Origin of the sequence: Pedosphaera parvula Ellin514 (assembly GCF_000172555.1) — a bacterium.
Classification (GTDB): Bacteria; Verrucomicrobiota; Verrucomicrobiia; order Limisphaerales; family Pedosphaeraceae; genus Pedosphaera.
On the sequence record NZ_ABOX02000095.1, the window covers coordinates 1 to 6163 of the forward strand.

The 6163-nt window shown below is 51.6% G+C and carries 6 protein-coding genes; 5 read left to right on the forward strand and 1 reads right to left on the reverse strand.

Annotation, left to right across the window (positions count from 1 at the left end; all coding sequences use genetic code 11):
• The first annotated feature begins 771 nt into the window (after nt 1-771).
• The 4 genes from CFLAV_RS31330 to CFLAV_RS31345 all read left to right on the forward strand — a co-directional run bounded on the left by CFLAV_RS31330 (nt 772) and on the right by CFLAV_RS31345 (nt 4333).
• Nucleotides 772-1347 (forward strand): hypothetical protein, encoded by a 576-nt coding sequence (locus CFLAV_RS31330; RefSeq protein ID WP_007418968.1) that lies wholly within the window; start codon nt 772-774, stop codon nt 1345-1347.
• A 104-nt stretch (nt 1348-1451) separates the two neighbouring features.
• Nucleotides 1452-1934, forward strand: coding sequence for a hypothetical protein (locus CFLAV_RS33590; protein WP_007418969.1), 483 nt, complete (start codon nt 1452-1454; stop codon nt 1932-1934).
• A gap of 600 nt (nt 1935-2534) precedes the next feature.
• Nucleotides 2535-3524, forward strand: a complete 990-nt coding sequence (locus CFLAV_RS31340) for an alpha/beta hydrolase (RefSeq protein ID WP_007418970.1) — start codon at nt 2535-2537, stop codon at nt 3522-3524.
• Nucleotides 3525-4000: 476 nt separating this feature from the next.
• Complete coding sequence (locus CFLAV_RS31345) at nt 4001-4333, forward strand: hypothetical protein (RefSeq protein WP_007418971.1); 333 nt, start codon at nt 4001-4003, stop codon at nt 4331-4333.
• Between the two features lie 505 nt (nt 4334-4838).
• Here CFLAV_RS31345 and CFLAV_RS31355 read toward each other — a convergent pair.
• Complete coding sequence (locus CFLAV_RS31355) at nt 4839-5738, reverse strand: VPDSG-CTERM sorting domain-containing protein (protein ID WP_160164707.1); 900 nt, start codon at nt 5736-5738, stop codon at nt 4839-4841.
• Nucleotides 5739-6101: 363 nt separating this feature from the next.
• Here CFLAV_RS31355 and CFLAV_RS37980 point away from each other — a divergent pair.
• The coding region (locus tag CFLAV_RS37980; protein ID WP_150107705.1) for a prepilin-type N-terminal cleavage/methylation domain-containing protein at nt 6102-6163 on the forward strand (62 nt) is incomplete at its 3' end.

A 6163-nucleotide genomic window follows, 5' to 3' on the forward strand; every position in this document is an offset into this window, starting at 1 on the left:
GCGCTGCGCCGTGCTCCCTAACCTCCCTTGCGATCCAATCCAATTCATCGTGGCTAACGCGAAGGCGACCTGCCACTCACCCATAGCGCCAGCAATCAATTAAAGGTGGAATGAGGCTTCGCCCGAATTCAAACCCCGTCGGTGATTCCACTCAACCCATCGAGCCCATCTGCGGACGCAGCCCATGATTCCACCCCCCGCGCCAGCAATCAATTCTTGGCGCGGTGCCCGTCCGGAAGGACCTCCTATGCGCACCGCACTCACATGGTCCGGAATTTCAATCCATCCCTCCACCTGAATTGCGTACTCGACCAACGATCCAATTCCACCCGCACGTTATGCAAAAGCAATTTATCATTTTGGGACTATTACTCCTAGTCGTGGTAATCGCCGTCTGGGTCCTCATCCGGTACCCCACACCCGCCTTCTCCTGACCCAAGGCCGCCAACTCCCTCCTGGTTCTGAGTCCCGCCCTTCAGGCGGTTGCTTTTGCAACGACTCAATCACAGCAACAACCTCCACCCGTTTTCGACCTCATGAATTCTCGGTCCTTAGCGCTGTAAGCGCGTCATGTTAAAGCCTGGGCTGGAGCGAAGGTGCCCGTCCGGAAGGACCGAGCGGAGGCCCAGGTAAACGCCAACAAAAGAAACCCGCTTCGGCCCGCGATGTTAAACAACAGAACCTGCACAACCCGAAGCGGAATCAACGACGCGCACCATTCATCCCGCATCATGCTTGCAATGAGTTTGGCGACTGGAGACGATGGCCCACATGGAAACGCAAGCCATCGAAAATCGAACAGAAAAGGAACGCACTCTCATAAAAATACTCACACTCCTTCTCCTTTGCACTTTGGCTCCGGGTTGTCATTCTTACACAACGATTCCTGCGGCACACACCATTCTCACCGAAACTTATGAAAGTGCAAACTATCATCAGTTCAGGCAGGCGGAGCGCAGCCTGCCGACCGACGTCTGGGTAACACATCCTAAAATAGGCCGATACAACCAATCACGCTCCCGTCGAGAAATCAAACTCGCGGATGAGTTGTTGGATACCCTCCGGCCAAAACTTAAATCCATGCGCGCATCAGAACTCCTCGATTCATTGGAAGTCTCGCCCCCAGATTCTTATGACTGGATCCCTGAATCAGTCGCGTTTTACTTTTTTCGCGATGGCAACGAGATGATTATTGAAGAACTGAACCGACGGCCCAAAAGTGAGTTCGAGACCTTGCGCAGTTATACAGAGGATCGCCGTGTGGTCTTTACCGATCCATCCGGAGAATACTTGACGGTGGGAAGCGTCGTTCACCGCCTGCTTGGGGATATCTCTTGGTCATTATAAGCACATGAAATGCCCCGTGTATCAGACGCTCCGGACACAAGTGAACAAACGGACTGAATTGACTGAACTCCCGAACACACTAAAATCACCGCTCGCGTTACGCCATGAGACCCCTCGTTTACCTTATTGTTGTTGTCATTGCAGCTGCGGTTAGCTCCTCCGCCGGGACCGACAAGTCGCCGCGTTACCAGGATTTCTCGGTGACCAATATATTCAAAGGGAAACCGACAACAGTTGACCTTTCCAGCCATGCTCAAGCACGTAGATACAGAACTCAATTGCGGAAGCAGGCCGCAGAAGGGCCGAACTTTGCTGGACACTACAAAAATGCGATTTGGGGTTGTGGCAGCTCTTGTGCCGCATTTGCGATTATAGACTCTCAGAGCGGCCGTGTATATTTTCCACCAGAATTGCCATATGTAACTTATACTCATTGGGCGGGAGACGATTATGGTTTGCAGTTTCGGATTGATAGCAGACTCCTTATCTTGCACGGCAGTCCTCAAGAGAAGCCAGAAGTCGGAACATTTTATTACGTGTGGCAAACCAACACGCTTAGCCTGATCCGGTCGGAGTTGAAGAAGTGATCACGATTCTCGCCTTGCATCAGATCGTTTCGCACGATCCAACCATTTGTGAACTGGCAGATTTGCCATTGGGCTGGTTTGTGGAACGTGAGAGCTTAAGCAGTCCGTGGACCAGGTCACGACATACTTAATTTACTGAAGCCTCAACACCGCTCATCACACTTGGGCAAACCCGCGATCTTCTTAAGGCCCAGCGGGCCGGCACGTTTATAGAGATCAAATTAAAAAAAGAATCCCCGCTTCGGCCCCACGATCTCAAACAACTCAACCCACGCAATCCGAAACTGAATCCACGATGCTTCCCGCCATTGTTGCCAATGTTTTACTCAAATTCGCCCTTGCTCATTTCTCCGGCCTTGGTCATTTGCGTCGCCCAGTGACTAAGCAGATGATGGGGTGAAATGCCACCCGGCAAGCGCCAAACTTCGGTGCTAACCTGTAAAGTATGAGCGGCGGACGACCCGAGCCCCGCAGCAAAGGGGAATCATCACACATGTGACAAACAGAGCGACGCTGGCGGGGCAACAAAATCCCGACGAACCCCGCAGAAGACCCCGTCCGCAAGCCATTCGGGAATAATTCTTTTTAGGAGAAATAGTTATGGCTCAAACAATGGAAGCAGAAGTGCCAAACGCGGCAACAGATCCTCGAATCGACCCACAAATTCGGTCGTTCCTTGCGGATCTCAACAAAGATAGCAGTCCGTTTTGGGAACTGCCGCAACCCACGCCGCAGGAAATCATTACCGCCCTGCAGAACAAGACCCCGGTGGACATTTCCGGCGTGACCACCACTGAACGAACCATCACCCAGGATGGACTCACGGTGAAGTTGTACATCATGACACCGAAGCAAGTGACAGGCAAACCTGGGGTGCTGTTGTTTATCCACGGTGGTGTCTGGATCGTCGGCAACTTCCAGAACCATCAACGACTGTTGCGCGACCTCGTTGTCGGCTCCGGTCAGGTCGGTGTCTTTGTGGAATATACGCCACTGCCCAAAGCAAAATTTCCGACGCAAGTGGAGGAATGTTACGCGGCGCTTAAGTGGGTTGCCGCGCATGCTGGTGAGTTCGGCGCCGATGGCAGCCGCATTGCCATCGCCGGCAACTCGGTTGGCGGCAACATGACCGCAGCCATGACACTCATGGCGAAGGATCGGAAAGGCCCGAAGATCGCTTGCCAGGTGCTCTTAATTCCTGCCACCGATGCGAGCGTCGATACTGATTCATATCATGAGTTTGCGACCGGACGATTCCTGCCGCGTGCGTTCATGAAGTATGGATGGGATCTCTATGCACCCGATGAAGAGACGCGCAACAACCCTTACGTGTCGCCACTCCGGGCAGGCAACGAGGAACTCCAGGGCTTGCCGCCGGCACTCGTCATCACTGCGGAGAATGATCCCCTCCGCGACGAAGGCGAGGCATATGCACGCAAACTCAAGGAGGCCGGTGTTGCAGTGACCGCTACTCGTTACAACGGAATGATCCACGACTTCGTGCTCCTCAATGCCATCTATAAAGTACCAGGAGTTCAAGCGGCTCTTGAAGAAGCCAGCGACGCAATTCGTGATGCCCTAAAGCCGTGATCCAATAGGCCACCACGCTTTTTTAAGCTTTAGCGCTGAAAGCGCGTCATGTTAAAGCCTGGGCTGAAGCGAAGGTGCCCGTCCAGAAGGACCGAGCGCAGGCCCAGGCAAAACAGCAATTTCTTGAAAATTGATTTTGGTCATTCCTTTGGTCTTGATCATTTGTAATTGGTCATCTCCATTTCCTCATTCGAGCCCCTTCTCGGCTTTCATCAAACCGTCATTCCATTCATAAATTTTACTCAACTCACTAGGACAAACCTGTGACCTCTTAAGGCCCGTATGGGCCGGCCTGTTTATAGCAATTAATCCCCAAAAAGAATCCCCGCTTCGGCCCCACGATCTCAAACAACTCAACCCACGCAACCCGAAGCGGAACCCACCCGCGCAATCCCGCGCATCCACCGTTACCCTTGCCAATATTTTACTCTCCTCCCATAGTCCTTGAAAAAATCTCCAATCCTACCGCGAACACCATGTCCTCCAGCGCCATCCTTATAACAGTCGGAGCCTTCGTAGCCGCCACACTACTCCTTTTTGCTCTGAGCATATGGAGCAAGACACAGGCGTTAGATACCTTGAAGCGATGGGCAAAATCGCAAGGATTGGAGATTGTCAGCGCGAAGCGACGTTCGTTCGTGCCCACCTGGCGTTCGGGCAAAGGCTATCAGTTTTTCCGTATTACCGTTCGCGACAGCAAAGGCCACAATCGCCAGGCTTGGGTTCGCTGTCTCGACTTCAACTCAGCCGAGCCTTGGAACATTGAAGTGGCCTGGGATAATGAGAAATCAGAGACAACGTCGCCCTGACTTTACCGACACGGTCATTCCCCCTTAGTTTCCCATTCGTGCCACTGCGTGTCCATCTGTGTTGAAGTTGTCAAAACCCTCATTGGGGTTTCCACTGTTTTCTTTGGCTTAATGGCGGGGGCGGCATCGATCGCTGAACGTATTTAGAAGCAACGGTCCCCAGCTCTAAAACACCATACTCCTTAATGTCGCCGCCCCTCACAAATCGGTCCGCTAAATTTTGGCATTCGGTACAAGCAGTAGCAGCACAAGTCTCATTGGAATCTTTAACGCGCCTGAAGAGAATGCAACCCTGATATGTCGGGGGTGCTGGTGGAAAAGGGTGCCACTTTCAGTGGTAGCATTGGCCTTCACTACGATGGAGATTTATACACCGGCAGAAAAACAAATATGCCGTGGCTTTGTGGCAGGAATTGCAATAAACCTTCAATTTGCCGGCAAAATAAAAAAGTCACCGGAAATTTAACTTCCCGATAACTTTGAAACTCCCGCTAAAGTTGGTAGCTCAGGACACCATTTTACGCCGGACCATTCCGAGGGCACCGAGTGACATTGAGGCCAATAACAGCGTGGAACCCGCATCAGGAACCGTTACCATGTCATTTACGTCACCACCCGAGGCAATGTTGATATTTTGGCCGCTGATGATTTCACCGTTCACCGCGCCCGGTGTGATCTGGATGGCAGCAGTGGGTGCCAGGATAATACCGTTCAACTCCGCTTCACCATGCGGATCGTTCAACCCGCCCGAAAACTGAACCGCCTGTGAACCGGTGATATTGAAGATCACATCGGCTGACGTGAGGCCGCCACTTAAAAGGATTTGCGCGCTGTTCAAGCTCAAAGCCCCGGAGATGTTGAATATAAAAATGTCGCTGGCACCGCCGTTCAAAATCAGTTTCGCGCCATTATTGAGCTGCAAACCGGTCAAATTATAAACGCCCGAACTAAGGGTTCCACCCGTGGAGACAGAGGTGATACCCACACCACCGCCGGACGAAGTCATCAACTTCAGGGCCGCCGATGCCGCCGTCGCGTCGGCAGAAGCCTGGTTTAGCGCAGCTTGCGAACCTGCATTTTGAATCACGCTGCCGGAAACATTTCCGGCTAATCCAGATGAACCTGCCAAAGTGCCGAGTTGAACATTCCCCGTGATTGGAAGGCTGCCACCGTCAGAAATATTGCCGGTGCCCGCCACGCCCACATTGCCGTTGATATGACCAGCGTTGGCAGCATTGGCTAGACTGACATTGCCATTGCCGATTTCCAAAACCGCATAATTATCTGGACCGGCTGTGCCGAGGCTGATTGGAGTCGCAATGGCTTGCCGCGTCGTGAAAACGAACCCCAAACCTGCCAGTACAACAGCCAACTTACCGACTGCAAATTTGTTATTTGATTTCATGGCATCAAGCAGAACAGCATTATCCATGCCTAAAACCAAACAATGATTCCTTTATACCGTAATGCACTGACCAATAGCTGTTTAGAAAATTACAAAACCAATATACCATTCTACGGTTTATCTAAATAGTGTAAATCAATCCGACGATTTTACTTTTTTGAAAAGAGGAGGAAAAGATTTATTGTGGGACTTTGGTGGCCACGCAATCATGGGCATTTCCCAACGACATAGACACAGCACTTGGCTTTGAATATGGGACGTCAGGGCCGCACAAAGATAAACCTACATTAGTAGTTTTTCTCCTTGCCTTTTCACGGGAGCAAACCCCAATATTTCCCCGTCTAAACAAACGAGGCTCAACTTATGCGCACTCACCGTAAAAACATTATTTCAGGTTTCACCCTGATCGAACTGCTCGTGGTCAT

What these genes read in the sequence shown, in the direction of transcription:
- CFLAV_RS31330 (WP_007418968.1), top strand. Translation starts at nt 772, where the DNA reads ATGGAAACGCAAGCCATCGAAAATCGAACAGAAAAGGAACGCACTCTC.
- CFLAV_RS33590 (WP_007418969.1), top strand. Translation starts at nt 1,452, where the DNA reads ATGAGACCCCTCGTTTACCTTATTGTTGTTGTCATTGCAGCTGCGGTT.
- CFLAV_RS31340 (WP_007418970.1), top strand. Translation starts at nt 2,535, where the DNA reads ATGGCTCAAACAATGGAAGCAGAAGTGCCAAACGCGGCAACAGATCCT.
- CFLAV_RS31345 (WP_007418971.1), top strand. Translation starts at nt 4,001, where the DNA reads ATGTCCTCCAGCGCCATCCTTATAACAGTCGGAGCCTTCGTAGCCGCC.
- CFLAV_RS31355 (WP_160164707.1), bottom strand. Translation starts at nt 5,738, where the DNA reads ATGAAATCAAATAACAAATTTGCAGTCGGTAAGTTGGCTGTTGTACTG.